Annotated in this window: 16 protein-coding genes; 5 read left to right on the top strand and 11 right to left on the bottom strand. The window is 36.8% G+C overall.

The window, feature by feature from the left end:
- Positions 1-10 precede the first annotated feature (10 nt).
- Both ASG21_RS16385 and ASG21_RS16390 read left to right on the top strand, forming a co-directional pair.
- Entirely contained in the window at positions 11-1,390 is a 1,380-nt protein-coding gene (locus ASG21_RS16385) for a tetratricopeptide repeat protein (protein ID WP_056082993.1), read from the top strand.
- Positions 1,391-1,508: 118 nt separating this feature from the next.
- Positions 1,509-3,494, top strand: a complete 1,986-nt coding sequence (locus tag ASG21_RS16390) for an ATP-binding protein (protein WP_056082997.1) — start codon at positions 1,509-1,511, stop codon at positions 3,492-3,494.
- Here ASG21_RS16390 and ASG21_RS16395 read toward each other — a convergent pair.
- The 9 genes from ASG21_RS16395 to ASG21_RS16435 all read right to left on the bottom strand — a co-directional run bounded on the left by ASG21_RS16395 (position 3,485) and on the right by ASG21_RS16435 (position 10,827).
- Complete coding sequence (locus ASG21_RS16395) at positions 3,485-4,435, bottom strand: ADP-ribosylglycohydrolase family protein (RefSeq protein WP_056082999.1); 951 nt, start codon at positions 4,433-4,435, stop codon at positions 3,485-3,487. The genes ASG21_RS16390 and ASG21_RS16395 overlap by 10 nt on opposite strands.
- Before the next feature lie 4 nt (positions 4,436-4,439).
- On the bottom strand, positions 4,440-5,432 hold the full coding sequence (locus ASG21_RS16400) for an AAA family ATPase (RefSeq protein ID WP_056083006.1): 993 nt from the start codon (positions 5,430-5,432) through the stop codon (positions 4,440-4,442).
- A gap of 57 nt (positions 5,433-5,489) precedes the next feature.
- Positions 5,490-5,999 (bottom strand): O-acetyl-ADP-ribose deacetylase, encoded by a 510-nt coding sequence (locus ASG21_RS16405; protein WP_056083010.1) that lies wholly within the window; start codon positions 5,997-5,999, stop codon positions 5,490-5,492.
- A 10-nt stretch (positions 6,000-6,009) separates the two neighbouring features.
- Entirely contained in the window at positions 6,010-6,828 is an 819-nt protein-coding gene (locus ASG21_RS16410) for a TIGR02452 family protein (protein WP_056083012.1), read from the bottom strand.
- 83 nt (positions 6,829-6,911) lie between these two features.
- Positions 6,912-7,982: an adenylosuccinate synthetase gene (locus ASG21_RS16415; RefSeq protein WP_056083016.1), complete on the bottom strand. Its 1,071-nt coding sequence runs from the start codon at positions 7,980-7,982 to the stop codon at positions 6,912-6,914.
- A gap of 3 nt (positions 7,983-7,985) precedes the next feature.
- Positions 7,986-8,840, bottom strand: coding sequence for a hypothetical protein (locus tag ASG21_RS16420; RefSeq protein ID WP_056083019.1), 855 nt, complete (start codon positions 8,838-8,840; stop codon positions 7,986-7,988).
- 2 nt (positions 8,841-8,842) lie between these two features.
- A complete protein-coding gene (locus ASG21_RS16425; RefSeq protein WP_056083022.1) occupies positions 8,843-9,178 on the bottom strand; it encodes a hypothetical protein in 336 nt (111 codons plus the stop codon).
- Between the two features lie 382 nt (positions 9,179-9,560).
- The gene (locus tag ASG21_RS16430) at positions 9,561-10,055 is read right to left on the bottom strand and encodes a YfbM family protein (protein WP_199767888.1); all 495 of its coding nucleotides are present in this window, start codon (positions 10,053-10,055) and stop codon (positions 9,561-9,563) included.
- A gap of 76 nt (positions 10,056-10,131) precedes the next feature.
- Complete coding sequence (locus tag ASG21_RS16435; RefSeq protein WP_056083024.1) at positions 10,132-10,827, bottom strand: NUDIX domain-containing protein; 696 nt, start codon at positions 10,825-10,827, stop codon at positions 10,132-10,134.
- A 122-nt stretch (positions 10,828-10,949) separates the two neighbouring features.
- On the opposite strand from ASG21_RS16435, the gene ASG21_RS16440 reads away from it, so the two are divergent.
- Together ASG21_RS16440 and ASG21_RS16445 are read left to right on the top strand one after the other, a co-directional pair.
- Positions 10,950-11,588, top strand: a complete 639-nt coding sequence (locus ASG21_RS16440) for a DUF1579 domain-containing protein (RefSeq protein ID WP_056083026.1) — start codon at positions 10,950-10,952, stop codon at positions 11,586-11,588.
- A gap of 62 nt (positions 11,589-11,650) precedes the next feature.
- Complete coding sequence (locus tag ASG21_RS16445) at positions 11,651-12,436, top strand: hypothetical protein (protein WP_056083028.1); 786 nt, start codon at positions 11,651-11,653, stop codon at positions 12,434-12,436.
- Positions 12,437-12,523: 87 nt separating this feature from the next.
- On the opposite strand, the gene lepA is transcribed toward ASG21_RS16445, so the two are convergent.
- Together lepA and ASG21_RS16455 are read right to left on the bottom strand one after the other, a co-directional pair.
- Positions 12,524-14,320 carry a translation elongation factor 4 gene (gene lepA, locus ASG21_RS16450; RefSeq protein WP_056083030.1) on the bottom strand — a complete coding sequence of 599 codons (1,797 nt, stop codon included), beginning with the start codon at positions 14,318-14,320 and terminating at the stop codon, positions 12,524-12,526.
- A 57-nt stretch (positions 14,321-14,377) separates the two neighbouring features.
- The gene (locus tag ASG21_RS16455) at positions 14,378-14,737 is read right to left on the bottom strand and encodes a hypothetical protein (RefSeq protein WP_056083033.1); all 360 of its coding nucleotides are present in this window, start codon (positions 14,735-14,737) and stop codon (positions 14,378-14,380) included.
- 56 nt (positions 14,738-14,793) lie between these two features.
- Here ASG21_RS16455 and ASG21_RS20640 point away from each other — a divergent pair.
- Positions 14,794-14,937, top strand: a 144-nt coding sequence (locus tag ASG21_RS20640; RefSeq protein WP_241773527.1) for a hypothetical protein, incomplete at its 3' end; no start/stop codon positions are given.

Genomic DNA, 14,937 nt, shown 5'->3' on the forward strand with positions numbered 1-14,937 from the left:
AGATACTATATTGGAAGAATATTTTGAAAATGAACTTGTAAAAAAGTTCGAAGAAATGGTGGAGAGCAATGATGAATTCTACTTCGATACCGAAGAACTGGAAGACATTATTGTTTATTACCTTGAGCTTGGGGACTTTAATTATGCTGATATTGCAGTAAATTACGGTCTGAAGCTTCATCCAAATTCTTTGGAAATAAAAATAAAAAGACTTGAAGTTTTACTCGAGTGGGAAGATTATACTTCTGCAAAAGAACTTATTGATGAGCTGAAAGGAGCATCCATGGAAAATACTGATTTCATGGTGTGCTACGCAAAGTATTATTCAAACCTGGGAAACCCTAAAAAGTCTATTGCAATTTGCAAACAGGCTCTGGAACTTGGTGAAGAAGAAAATTTTCTCAACAATTTTATTGCAGACGAATACATCAATCTCGGCGATCCTTTCAATGCTCTGAAACATTATCAGAAAGCACTTAAAGATGATCCTACAGATGAATATTCGCTGGAAAATATCATGATCTGCTTCAATGAACTCAACAGAACCGACGAAGCAATTGCCTTCCTGAATTCATATCTGGATGATTTTGCCTTCTCTGAAGTGGCATGGAGCGAGTACGGACAGTTTTATTTCAACAGAAAAAATTACGAAGAAGCAATCCGTGGGTTTGATTATCTTTTGGCAATCAACTCCAGCGCAGTAGGTGTTTATGCAAGTAAAGCCGCCTGTTATGAAGCTTTGAAGCAGTTTGACAAAGCCATCGAAGTGTATGAAGAAATGCTGGAACTTGAATACACCAAAGCATTTACTTTTTATAAAATCGGACTTTGCTTTAAAGCGCAGAAACAGCTTTTTGTGGCACTTACCTATTTCCAGAAATCGTTGAGAGAAGACCCTCAGTTTTATCTGTCGATGATGGAGCAGTCGTATCTGTACGAAGAAATGGGTGCCATGGCAGAATCACTGCATTTTGCCAAAGAAGCAACTCATCTGAATGAAAATAATCTTGAATACCAGAAAAGACTGGCATTTCTTTTCATAGAATCGGGAAGATTTGAGGAAAGTCTGGCCTGCCTGAAAAAACTGGTAGACACTGAACCATCCCGTTTTTACAACTGGTATGCCTACAGTGAAGTCTTAATGTTGGTCGGTGAGTACGAAGAAGCTGTTACCGTGCTTAAAATTGCTTTAAAATCGCACAACAGAGCAGAACTATACTATCAGCTCAGCAATTGCTGGTTTAACCTGAGAGAGCAGACGAAAGGCGAAGAAGCATTACAGAATGCGCTTGAACTTGATCCTACTTTGGCTTCGGATATGCAGAAAAAATATCCGTTCATCAAAGAAGAGGTGAAAAAGGTAAAATCTAAAGTCAAAAAGAAGAATTAAAAATCGTCTTCTTTAAATTATAAAAGGATTTATTCGGTCGGATAAATCCTTTTTTTTCTAAATCAATATACCATAATTCAGTAACAATAAAAAGACTTTACTTATATTTGTTACGTTTATGTTTAATCAGGAATCCTTATCAGACCAAAGCTTCAGCCAGAATTTAATTATTCAGGCACTGGCTTCTTCACCGGCTCCAACAGCCATTTATTCAGGTGAAGATATTGTAATCCGCTTTGCAAATGCGGGAATGCTTGATTTGTGGGGTAAAGACTCTTCTGTAATAGGCAAAACTTTGATGGAGGCAATTCCTGAACTGGAAGGGCAACCATTTTTAAAACTTTTACAGGAAGTCTGGCGTTCCGGTAAAACATATTCTGTTTATGAAGCTCCTGCAAAACTGATAAAAAACGGAGAGGAAAAACTCGATTATTTCGATTACGAATATAAAGCACTCACAGATCAGGATGGTAAAACCTGGTGCATACTCAACACAGCACTTGAAGTGACCTCACGTCGTGAATTTTTGCAGCAGATAAAAGAAAAAGAAGAAAAGGAACATGCGCTTAATGAGGAAATGGCAGCAACACTGGAAGAGCTTACAGCGACCAATGAAGAACTCAGCCTTTCACTAAAGCAGCTGGCAGAAAGCAAGGAGTATATCCGCACAATTATTGAGCAGGCTCCGGTTGGAATTGCAATGCTTAAAGGAGCTGATCACGTCATAGAAATCGCCAATCCTGCTATTCTCCAGATCTGGGGACGTGCAGAATCAGAAGTTATAGGCCTACCTCATGAGGAGGCCCGTCCGGAATTGCTTAACCAACCTGTAAATAAGTGGCTCACCGAAGTCTTTCTTACCGGAAAGCCCAGAATCAACGCTGAGTTCACAGTAAAATTACACCATGAGGATGGTTTGAGAGATGCAATTGTAAACTCCATATATCAACCTATTTTTTCTGATCAGGGTGAAGTTTCAGGTGTTCTTGTGATTCTGGAAGAGATTACACAACAAATTTTACAGCGCCGCAAAAATGAGAACGATCAGCAGATGCTGGCACTTGCTATTGATGCAGGTGAACTGGCAACATTCTATTATCAGCCGGCGACAAACCTTTTTTCCGGAAATAATCTGCTTAAGACCTGGTTCGGATTGTCTTCAGAAGAAAATATAGACCTGTCTGTGGCATTAGATGTCATTGTTTCGGAAGACCGTGACCGTGTAATTGAAGCCATCAGCAATTCGCTTCGTGAAGATTCAGATGGTCATTATTTTATCGAATATAGAATCCAGAATAAAACAGATCAAAAAGTAAGACTCTTGCAGGCGAACGGCAGAGTTTTCTTTGATAAAGACGGCAGTGCTTTAAGCCTTAACGGTACTTTGAGGGATATTACTGAACAGAAAAAGGAAGACCAGCGAAAAGATGATTTTATGGGAATGGTAAGTCATGAACTTAAAACACCTCTTACTTCATTAAAAGCATACCTCCAGATGATCCAACGTATTGGAGCAAATAAAGACAGCTCCAAACAGCAGAATATGCTTGAAAAGTCCTTAAAGCAGGTAGATTATATGAACGGTATGATCAATGGCTTCCTGAATGTTTCCAGACTGGATTCTGCACAGATGCACATTGAAAAAACAGTTTTTGATTTCGAATTATTGTTTGCCGAAATTGAAGATGAAGTGCTTTCAACTACGCAAAACCGTAATTTTGTTTTTAAATCTTCGGGTCAGAAACTAATCCTTGCCGACCGCGGAAAAATATCACAGGTACTTCATAATCTCATCGGAAACTCTGTTAAATACTCACCTGCTGGCAGTCCAATTATTATAGAATATTCAGATTTAGGTGATAACAGATTAAAAATTACTGTGACCGATCATGGTATAGGAATCCCTGAAGCAGATCAGCACCGAATATTTGACCGTTACTACCGAGTAAAGGATGAAAGCAGCAGATCGATTGCAGGATTTGGTATAGGACTTTATCTCTGTAAAGAAATCATTGAACTACATAACGGGCAGATTCAGGTTCAGAGCTTCAAAGACTATGGTACAACGTTCTCAGTTATTATACCTGTTGGTGATCATTCCTGATTTGGGAATAGCTTATTTTCTAATTTAATACACATATTTTCAATATCTTCCTTCCTCACCAGATGAGACACCCATTCCTGAGGAATATTTTCAAAACCATAATAAATCCCTGCAATTCCTCCGGTGATGGCTCCGGTGGTATCGGTATCGTCTCCCAGATTGACGGCTTTCAATACTGCCTGAGAATAACTTTCAGTAGTGAGAAAACACCAAAGAGAAGCTTCCAAACTTGAAAGTACATAACCTGAAGAGCTAATAGTTTCCTCATCATATTTTGAAATATCATTTTTTAAAACTCTGTCAAAAAGTTGAATCTCTTTTGGGTTGAAACCTTGCTCTTCCGCAAATTTTAAAGCTGTTTTTTGAGTATCAGCATAAGCTTCTGTTTTATTTTTTCCTTTAATTAATTCAATAGCAAAGATCACATAGATGAAGCACGCAAAAACGGAACGAAAATGCCCGTGAGTAATTGATGAGACTTCTTTTACGGTTTGATATAGCTCTTCAATATTTTCTTCGTCTTTAAGATAAAAAGCTAAAGGAAGAATTCTCATTAAAGAACCATTCCCATTATCTTCTTCAAAAATATTTCCTGAAAATTTTGCACTTTCTCCCTTAATCAATCTCGCAATTGAATGTCTTGTTGTTCCGCCAATGTCGAAAAGTCTTCCGTGAGCGGTCCAATGTCCATATTTATTCCATTTTACAAAACTTTCTCCGATTTTTTCTAAGTCGTAACCTTTTATCAATACTTCTGCAAGACAAAGTGTTAAAGAACTATCGTCGCTCCAAGTGCCCTTCGGCTGATTCCATGATCCGAATTCCCGCATATCTTCAACAGGAAAGGTTTTTAAAGTTTCTCTTTTATTAAATTCCACCGGCACGCCCAAAGCATCGCCAACGCAAACTCCGAAAATTCCTGATTTTATACTTTTTTTCATTTTTTTAATTTAATATTCCTGATCTCTCAGAAATCAGTTTTTTAATGTATTGTTTTGCCTCATCCAACCTTTCATCCCAGCTGCCTGAGATTTCGAGAAAAGCAATTCTATTTTCTCTTAAAACGTTCCGGTGACTTCTGTCTAAGGCATTTTTCCCATCAATTTCGAGCCGACTTCCATCCTGTATAAATTCTGCATCTTTCGTTGAGTAAAGATAGAGATCAGCTTTATTTATATCAGTAATTTCCTGAGGGACTGATAATTTTTCACCAAAAATAAATTCTGCGTACGATTTTGTAATGTGAACATCGGTATCAATCAACGTTAAAAAGCTTTTGCTGTGATCAACATTTTCAATTCTGTCGGCATGTTCTGTATACACTTTTTCAAGATCATTAAAATAAAATTCTTTCGAATCTGAAATAAGATCTCTGCCTGCTTCGGAAACTTTATTACAATTAAAATATTCAGACAAATAATCCGTCATCACCGATTTTCCGGTGGATTCTGTACCCAGAAAAACAACCTTTAAAGCGAAATATTTCTGAACCGACAGCGGAAGAAAATTCCAGTGCTGAAAAACATCTTCCCTGATTTCCGAAGCTGAAATCTGACTGTTTTCCCGGTTTTCATCAAACATAAAATGGTCGATGTCCAAAATCACAGACAGCATTTCGCCATATTCTTCAGAAGTTACCAGAAAATTTTCATCCTTAAAATATTCATTAAAAACCTCGCTCCATTTTTTCGAAATGTCCCAGTCTGACACGGAGCTGTTTGGGAAATCATTTTGACTGTACTTAAAGACCTGAACTTTCAGATTCTGATTGTCTTTAAAAGTTTCCCTGATCCATTTTTTTCTGATATTGCCATCGATTTTTTCCTTTTCTTCTGCGCATACCAAAACAGTTACACTTCCCTTTTCAAGGGCAAATTCAATCATCTTTTGATGACCTTTGTGAAATGGATAAAACTTTCCGAATATGAAACCTTTCATTTAAAAGACTTTAAATTTAAATATGCCGTAAGAATCTGCTGAAATCCAAAAATGATATTAAATACTTAGAAGTTTTCTATAAATCTTTTCATTATTGTCATCAAAACACACAAAAATAACTTTTTCAATTATTTCAGATTGGAAATTCTGGGCTTCCGCCACAGCAATTTTTGCAGCCAGTTCTTTTGGAAATCCATAAACGCCAGTGCTGATATTGGGAAAGGAAATCGTTTTCACACCGAGACGCTCTGCCAACTTTAAAGAGTTTTTATAGCAATTTGCCAAAAGTTCGGAACATTCTTCTTCATTGTTATTCCAGATCGGCCCAACCGTATGGATTACGTATTTTGCAGGAAGATTTCCGGGTGTTGTTACCACGGCTTCTCCTGTTTTGCATTTTCCCTGTCTGTTTCTAATTTCTTTGCATTCCTCCAAAATCTGTTGCCCGCCGGCACGATGAATGGCTCCGTCAACTCCACCGCCACCAAGTAATGATGAGTTGGCTGCGTTAACGACAGCGTCTGTATTTATTTGGGTGATATCACCTTTTAATAATTCAATATTCATTTCGTTGAGTTTATTTCAAAATTTCTTCAAACGGTTTTATCATTTCTTCCTTTTTAGTGAGAACCGCAAAAACCACTCTTTTAAATTTATTTTTATATTTCCCATGAAGATATTTTTTGAATAATTCAGCAATTTCTTTCGGATCATTTTTAAAAACTCCGCATCCCCAAGCTCCTAAAATCAATGTTTCATTTCCCTGTTTTAAAGCTAATGCGAGCATTTTATCCATTCGTACATCCATTGCCGAGAAAATCTCATTCACTCTTTCCGGTTCCTGTCGCTTTACAACACCTGCATTTACAGCCGGAGAAGTTATAAAATTGCACAGAACAGGTTTTACCAGCAATTCACCTTTATCTTTTCTGAAAACCGGAACTTTCGGACTGTAAATCATCATATCTGAGTAAAAACAAGATTCCATTGCGCGATGAACCGTGTAATAGTCCCAAGCCTGAAGCTGAGTTTCGTACAAAGCCGAAGTTCTTGCGAGGCTTTCTTCCTGAGCCTCCGCTCCATTAATAAAACCGCCACCTGGGTTTTTTGCCGATGCGAAATTCAGACACATGATTTTCTCCTGATTTTCTTCTTCAGCCAATCGTAAAATCGCCTTTAAAGAACTGCAGTTCCATGTTTCAAATGTCGTATCAAAATCTGTTTTCGGAAGTTCTTTATTTGCTAGCTCAGCTAGCTCCTCTGATGAAAACAATACGGTTTCTCTTTTACAGATTTCCAATTCGTTTTCTATGTTTACTTTTTCGTTGTTCTCGTTTATATAATATTTCTTAGCTAAGATGTCTAATGTATCTTTTGCCATGCCTTTATTTGTCATTGTTTATTTTTTATGTTAAACAGTTGTCTCCTTCTTCATGTTTTCACCATCTACCTTATACCATCTTAAAATTAATACTTTCATCAATCAATTCTTTTAAAATCCTTTGAATATGGAGAATATGATCCATAAACCTCATCAAATTTCATATTAATATTTTCTATTTTAAATTCCTCATCCAATTGATCCAGACAGGTCACCACCAGATTTTTCTTGGTCGCAGTAACATAAGCTTCATCCAATTTCAAAGCATAATTTAATAAATTATAATCTAAATCTCCAAAGCGAAGGTCTTTTTGATATTCATTAAAAATACAGGTTTCCTCTTCATTGTTTTTTAATGTCAAATCCCTTTCATTGCTCATCCATCCGCTTCCGTGGCGGGTTGAATACGATCTCGTGACGTAAAACATTTCGATATTTTCAATATTCAACAATTTACAGATTTCAGATGCATTTTTTGATGTCGTGTTGGCATAAGTGACGTTCGGAAATACACCATGATCCATATCCAGTAAAATTCCCTGACTGCCTTCAAAAATAAGATGGTTAAAAGAATTCAGATAAGAATACCCTTCAATCTTCCAATCAATAGCATCAATGGCTTCCAAAAAATCCTGTAACGCATTTTTAATCTCCTGACTTTCTTCAAAACCATAATAATTGGCAATCCCTTTTAATTTTTCAATCAACATTGATCTTGGAGAAATCAAATCAACTGCAAATAATTTAAACGGACTTTCATTTCGCTTCATCGTTGCTCCGACACCTTTCCCGCAGGTTCCATGTTCTAAGTTTCTGACATTTTTTCTGTTGCTGAAAACATCAAATGGCGTGGTAACTTTTGCCAGTGGATGAATATGAAGTTCGGTATTTCCGTTTTTCTTCTTTAATTCTTCCATTTCGTTGAACAGAAAAGTTGGATGAATGGTGCAATGTTCCGTAAAATAGGATGGTAATCCTCTTAAAGCACCACTTGCAAAACTTGAGTGAATATGCTTTTTATTATCCATCATAACGGTATGCGCCGCCTGCTGTCCACCAGAAAAACGAATAACCACAGACTCAGGATTCTGCTGAGCCAGAAAATCGGTAGTGATTCCTTTTCCTTCATCACCAAAACCTAAGCCTATAATTATTTGCGCTGTTTTCATTTTTTAGAACATTTGAATATTATTAATATCACCTAAATCTTTAGTTTTAAACTGATTTTCATTAAATCTGCTGCAGACAATCTCTTTAATTACCTTTGGAACATCTCTGTAATCTTCGATGGATAAACAGTTTTGTCCAAGTAAATCTTTCCAGCCCTGATCCGCATTCACCGCCTGTCCGGAATGCAAAACACTGATGTGGAAAACTTCATATCTCTTTTTAGCTTCTTCCAACAATTCTGTATGTTTAAAACTCTGTTGGCCGCTTCCCATAATTTCTCTGATGGCTGAAGCAGGAAGTGTTTTCAGGCATGGTTCGTCGCCAACCGTGAAAAGTAATCCTTTCTGACCTCTCTTTTCAAATGCATCGGTTCTGGTATGAAAAGCAGCAAAATACCAAGCCACTAAATAACTTTCGCCGGCATTTCCGCCACCACCGGATTCAATATAGGTTCGTGTCAGCCACATATCCAGTTCTTCATCACCGGATTCAAACTGACCGACCTGCAGCGGATAGCTGTCACATTCGTGATCTCCGATTCCCAGAAACAAAAGCGCTGGATCAGGAACTCCACCCTGGATAATGCCACCCATTAATTTTGGAAGGCCTTCTTTAATTAATTCATGAGGAATATGTCCCATGCTTCCGGTCACATCCAGACCTAAAATAATAGGAACCGAATTCGGATGAACAGAAGAATCTCTGGATTCCCTGAAAGAAATGCCTTTTGGATTCATTGATTCGTGAGCCATTCTCTTTGCATTCTGAGTGAAAATTTCACCGGCAGATTTTGATGCATACCCTTCTCTTCTTGCTCTGTCGTAACGAGCATCCATGTCGTATCGTGTACTTCCCATAACTAAAATTTTTTGCCAAATAAATACTCAAATCTTTTTCTGGAAACTTCTAGCTGAATATTTAAATTTCTGATTAATAATGATAATTCTATGTCTTTCTGAACGAATGTCTCCGGCTGAAAATCTACAAATGTCAGACTGTTTCTGTCTAACGGACTGATGTCGATCAAACCTTCCTGTTCGCGTTCCAGTCTTTTTATTTTCAGTTCAATATCTTCCACCCTACGCCTGTATATCAATTCTGAATCTTCTCCAATGGTTTGGGCGCGGTCTTCTCTAATCTGGTCATTGTTTCTCTGTAATGACTCGATAAATCTGGGTTTTAAGTCTTCTTCCATAATTAAATTTTATTTGTGTTGTTTTTACGCTAATCTAAATATGCATAGTAAGCTCAATCTTTAATCTTAAAATACTTTTAATTGCGTTATTGTTACACAAATGTAAGCAGCTTTAACTTTTCTTCCAAATTTATTTGTGTTTATTTTACGCTAATGAATTTAACCAATTGATTTTCAGTAAAAAAAAACATTCACATTTAATAAATCAAACAAGTATCTTTCACAAATTCGACAATTGATTTATTGTTCGTTTAAGTTTAGGCTAAAGCCAATGGACTGTTTGTTTATAAAAAAAACGGGCAAAAGCCCGTTTTACTTAATATATTTTTTCAATGTTATTATAAATTTTTTGATCTCTTTTTAGGATAAAATTCTTTACTTTTTAGTTAATAAAAGTTATTATAGCTTCACCATTGCTAGCTGCTTCAGCAAAAGTTTTTTGAACAGCGATAAATTCTTCCGCCAAATAATTAAAAGCATCTTCTTCCTCATCCCAAATTTCAGGATAAATTCCTTCTTCTGACATTTTCTCAGGATCAAATCTTTGTTTTAAATCCTCGATCGTTATTTTGGAAATTTCTTCACTTAACTCTAAAACTTCATCTGGTCTTAAAAAATGAGCTGGACCATATCCTAAATCTTGTTCTTCATCAATAAATTGCCCACTAAATAATATTCTTGTAAGCCGATGTTCTGAACTTGCTATGCCTTCGCCTGTAAGCAAAAAAATTATTCCCTCCCAAGCTTTGTCAATATCAGTAAGATTCTCATTGTCTGATTCGTCTTTATAAATTATAGCTTCTAAAAGGGTACTATCCCTAAAATACTCTTCAAGCTCGGATTCCTTTACTCGAAGTAAATTTCCAATCATTCCCATTTATAAAATTTTTTTGGTTTTTAATTAACATTTACATTGTCAAGCTAAAATAACAAAACAATTTTAAAATTGACTATCATTTAATCTCAAAATAAAAACCTTCCTCCTCAAGCTCTTTATATTTTTCCTGATTGAAGGTAAACAGTTTCCCAGGCCTTCCGCTGCCCTCTTTTTTAAACTGAGATGTTTCGTTGAGCAAGCCGTAGCTCATGATTTTTTTTCTGAAATTTCTTCTGTCGATTTCCTTTCCGATGATGGTGGTGTAAAGATTTTCAAGTTCGGAAAAAACAAACTCGTCATTCAGAAGATTAAAACCGACCGGCTGATACTGGATTTTGGTGCGGAGTCTCTTTAACGCGATGTCAATAATTTTCTGATGGTCAAACGCAAGTTTCGGAAGCTGATTTACACTGAACCACTGTGCATCATCTGCATCGGAAGCGGCGAACAGTTCGTGATAAGACGGATTAACCAAACCTAAATAAGCTACTGAAACTACCCGATTTCTCGGATCACGACCTGTGTTCCCAAAAGTATAGAGTTGTTCCAGAAAATCAGGCTTTATGCCCGCTTCTTCCTGCAATTCTCTTTTTACGGCATCGTCAAGATTTTCATCATCCAAAACCAAACCTCCAGGCAGCGCCCAGCCGCCTTTGAACGGGTCAACATTTCGTTTAATCAAAAGGATCTGTAGATCTTTCTTATCAAAATATCCGAAAATAACGGCATCGACGGCAACTTTGATATCCTGTAGTTTTTTTGGAGAATCCATAATTTAATTTGCGTTATGAATACACAAAATTATGAATTAGAAATCTGAATTTCAAGATTAAAAAATATTTTTTTGAAATTAATAAATAACTAAATTTATAATCATTTTAAAACTAAGTAATTATGAGAAAATTAATTTTCGCAGCCAGCGCTGCATTGCTATTTGTCGCATGCGATAAAGTAAAGATGGATGTCAAAACAGATTCAGACGCAACTGCATCGAAAGAAAAAGAAGAATGGAAACCTGTAGATTCTGCAACCGCCACCAAAGCGTGGATGGAATTTGCGACACCGGGAGAAATGCAGAAAATGCTCGCAAAATCTGACGGCGTATGGTCCGGAGAAAATACCATGTGGATGGAAGACGGCGGAAAACCCACCACTAGCACCTCAACAACGACCAACAAAATGATCTTTGACGGACGTTACCAAACCAGCGAACACAAGGGAGATTTTATGGGAATGCCTTTCGAAGGAATGAGCATCACAGGTTATGACAATTCTAAAAAGAAATTCATCAGCACCTGGATCGACAACATGGGAACAGGATTTATGAACATGGAAGGCGAATGGAATGCTGCCAAAAAATCCATTGAATTTAAAGGCAAAATAACCGATCCGTCAAGACCCGGCAAAGACTGCGACGTGAGGGAAGTCTACACTTTTGTGGATAACACCCATCAGACTTTAGAAATGTACGGCCCTGATTCTAAAACCGGCAAAGAATATAAGACCATCGAAATAAAATATACTAAAAAATAAACAGCAAACCGTTTCAGTTGAAGCGGTTTTTTTGTACATTCAGAATTCTTAGAAAATATTAAATGAAAAGATTTCTTTTGATTCTAACTGTCTTATTCATTGGCTGCAAAGAAGAAAAAACTTTTGCAGATGATATTATTTTGAGCTTTACTAAGGATGAGAAGTTGACAATTCAGAAATTTAATGAAGATGGAAACGAAGCGGGTACAAATCTGTTTTACAAAGGCTACGATTCTGGGAAAGTTGAGATCAAATATTTTAAAAATATCATGCCCGAACCTCCGCCTCCGCCAGGTATCAATGAAAAGAAATTATCTGCTAGAACAAATACTTTTAGAGATTCTTTAAATAATATTCAAAGCCCATATTTTATAAATGAAGAAATTGAAATTTTAGAAACTAAAGAAGATTTATATGAGTCTTTATCAAATAAAAATCTTGCGGTTACAGTCAAAGAAAAAGATACAATTCCTCTCTATAAAAGAGATTACGGAACAGACAAAATAAAAAAACATAAAGCCTTTCCTATTTTCATTAAAAATATTTCGACTAAAACTCTAAGAATTCTGATTGATGGTTCTGCTGTAGCTTTGTATGTTTCTAATAATTCTCAGTTTCAATTTATCAGAAATAGCAATTACACAATAATGAATTGTTTAGAACTACCAGAGAATCCCTATTTTGAATTAAAACCTAATGAAATTTTGATTTATTCTTTTCCACATCTTGAAAAAGGGAACAAGAGAAACGCGAAGATCGTATTTTTTAAAGCTTTTTCGAAAGAATTTGAAATTTCAATTGATGAAAAAATTATTAAAAATCAAAGATCTATCCACTATTTACAATAAGTAAATCCGCAGAAAAAATCTGCGGATTTACTTTATATCAAGCCATTCCATTTGGCTCTTTTAACTTTTTACCTGGCTCTTTCCTTCCTAATCATTCAGCTTCAAAACAGCCATAAACGCCGACTGCGGCACCTCTACTCTACCAATCTGCTTCATTTTCTTCTTCCCTTCTTTCTGCTTTTCAAGTAGCTTTCTCTTTCTTGAAATATCACCACCGTAACATTTCGCGGTAACGTCTTTTCTCAAAGCTTTAATGGTTTCTCTGGCGATAACTTTCGCTCCCAAAGCGGCCTGAACAGCGATATCAAACTGCTGTCTCGGGATCAGTTCGCGCAGTTTCTCACACATTTTTTTACCGATGTAATACGCATTCGAATCGTGAATCAGTGAAGATAAGGCATCTACCATATCTCCGTTGATTAGGATATCCATTTTTACCAACTTAGAAGAACGCATTCCGATCGGTGAATAATCGAATGATGCATATCCTTTAGAAATAGATTTCAGACGGTCATAAAAGTCGAAAACAACTTCAGCCAAAGGCATATTGAAGGTCAGTTCCACCCGGTCTGCAGTCAGATAACTTTGGTTAACGATCTCACCTCTTTTCTCAATACAAAGCGTCATTACAGGACCTACGAAATCAGATTTTGTAATGATTGATGCTTTTATGTATGGTTCTTCCACTCTGTCTAATAGATTGGGATCAATCATTTCAGACGGGTTGTTAATTAAAATGGTAGTTTCAGGATCTTTCTTGGAATATCCGTGGTACGACACGTTGGGAACCGTCGTGATTACGTTCATATCAAATTCTCTCTCCAGCCTTTCCTGAACGATTTCCATGTGAAGCATTCCTAAGAATCCGCAACGGAAACCAAAACCAAGTGCTGCAGAACTTTCAGGTTCGAAAACCAGAGAAGCATCATTCAGTCTTAATTTTTCAAGTGAAAATCTCAATTCCTCAAAATCTTCAGATTCTATCGGGTAAATTCCGGCAAAAACCATTGGTTTTACTTCCTCAAAACCGTCAATCGGCGCTTCAGCAGGATTCACAAAAGAAGTGATGGTATCTCCCACTTTTACCTCACGGGCATCTTTAATTCCGGAAATAATATATCCTACATCGCCACATTCAATTGTTTTCTTCGGAACTTGTTTCAGTTTTAAAGTTCCCACCTCATCAGCACCGTATTCTTTTCCTGTAGCGAAGAATTTGATTTTCTCATTTTTAGAAATACTTCCGTTCACCACTTTGAAATACGCTTCAATTCCTCTGAACGGATTGTAAACCGAGTCAAAAATCAATGCCTGAAGCGGCGCTTTCGGATCTCCCACAGGAGCAGGAATTCTTGCAACGATCTGTTCCAGCAATTCGTGCACTCCTTCACCGGTTTTTCCCGAAACACGAAGAACATCCTCATATTTACAGCCGATCAGTCCCATAATTTCGTCGGTAACTTCCTCAGGATTCGCAGACGGAAGGTCAATTTTATTCAGAATCGGAATAATTTCCAAATCATTTTCCAAAGCAAGATACAGGTTACTAATCGTTTGTGCCTGAATACTTTGCGCAGCATCAACGATCAGAAGTGCACCTTCACAAGCCGCAATCGAACGGGAAACTTCGTAAGAAAAATCTACGTGTCCCGGTGTATCGATAAGGTTTAAAATATATTTTTCACCATTAAGCTCATAATCCATCTGGATGGCGTGAGATTTTATCGTGATCCCACGTTCTTTTTCCAGATCCATATCATCAAGCGTCTGAGACTGTAATTCTCTCTGAGTCACCGTGTTGGTGTACTCCAAAAGACGGTCTGCCAAAGTAGATTTACCGTGGTCAATATGGGCGATTATGCAAAAATTTCGTATGTTTTTCATTTAAGAACTATGTAATTTGCAAAGATAACAAAATGCAGGATAATTCCTCAGTCTTAATCAAGTACCGCGAAAAATAAATTGGGCCAATAAAACACGAATTTTTTCAGGAGCTGTTTCCCGCTGTCCACTGTATCTTTTTTGCACCGGTCTCCACTCCGTTCCGTCCGCCACAAAAAAGGATGCCGTTTCCATCGCGGCTAGGGTATTGTTTTTTGTTGTCACTATTATTTTTAGAAGAAAAAAGATATCAATCCGAAACTCTCCACATAACATCACTAATACTACGTTTAGATCCCTACGGGATGACAAAGGGAGTGCAGAATGTAAATCAACAAATGGTATAGAAAAAGATTGGTCAACAAAAAAACTAGTTTTAACCGAACAAAGTTTCAAAATATTCTTAGAATCATTTAACATAAAATCTTTACCTTTTCATTCCAAAATTTCACATTAAGTTTAAACTTATTTTTAAAATGAAAAAAGCGCTTCTACTTCTTTTAATTATACCTTTTACTCAAATAAAATCTCAGTGGATCGAGAAAGCTCCCGAAAATCCTGAAGAATTTGTCAATCCTTTGATCGGAACGCTTTCAAAACCTTCCCTTTCCAACGGAAAC

Source organism: Chryseobacterium sp. Leaf394, assembly GCF_001424105.1.
Lineage (GTDB): Bacteria > Bacteroidota > Bacteroidia > Flavobacteriales > Weeksellaceae > Chryseobacterium.